General features: G+C 51.8%; 1 protein-coding gene. It reads left to right on the top strand.

Annotation, left to right across the window (positions count from 1 at the left end; all coding sequences use genetic code 11):
- Window positions 1-208: 208 nt before the first annotated feature.
- Window positions 209-695: DedA family protein (locus VZ95_RS21010; RefSeq protein ID WP_052711982.1), on the top strand; the 487-nt coding region annotated here is incomplete at its 3' end.

Raw genomic sequence — 695 nt, 5'->3', positions numbered from 1 at the left:
CAATCTGGCCCCTTTTCGTATTGATAACAGGTAGCCAGGTACGGACCGGCTGTGTCATATCGTATGAGAAAAATAGGCGGGCTGTATGACACAGTCTTAACCTAATCTTTACACTGGGGCGGCGACACTCTGGACTGTGAGTCTCGGTTCCCTCAAGGATTAGGGCGGGCTTCAGGACCAGCGAACGAAAAGCAGGGACGGGACGAGCGTGCAAGATATTCTCGCAAAAATTCAGGCCAATGGTGACATTTTTTATGTTATCACCTTCTTGTGGACAGCGGTCGAAGGGGAAACCTTCGTCATATTCGCAGGGTATGCCGCCCATCTTGGCCTGTTGTCGCTGCCTGTCCTGATTGCTTGCGCTTGGTTGGGCAGTTTTTGCGGCGATCAGGTTTATTTTTTCCTGGGGCGGCGCTATGGGCACTCGCTCGTGAGAAAATTCCCCAAATGGGAGTCGCGCGTCGCTCGGGCGATGGATTTGCTCCACCGCTATAATACTGGCTTCATTCTTTCGTTCCGCTTTATTTATGGCGTGCGGAATGTGAGTTCCTTTGCAATTGGGATGAGCGGCGTAAGCTGGTTGCGGTTCAGCGTTTTAAACTTCATTGCTGCCGGGGTTTGGGCCACAAGTTTTGCAGGAACCGGCTATTTGTTTGGTGCGGCCTTCAAAGATATGCTCGGCGATTACGCTCTCT

Source organism: Elstera litoralis (assembly GCF_000963705.1).
Lineage (GTDB): Bacteria > Pseudomonadota > Alphaproteobacteria > Elsterales > Elsteraceae > Elstera > Elstera litoralis.
Note: the sequence above shows the minus strand (reverse complement) of the source record. Positions and strands in the feature narration are given on the sequence as shown.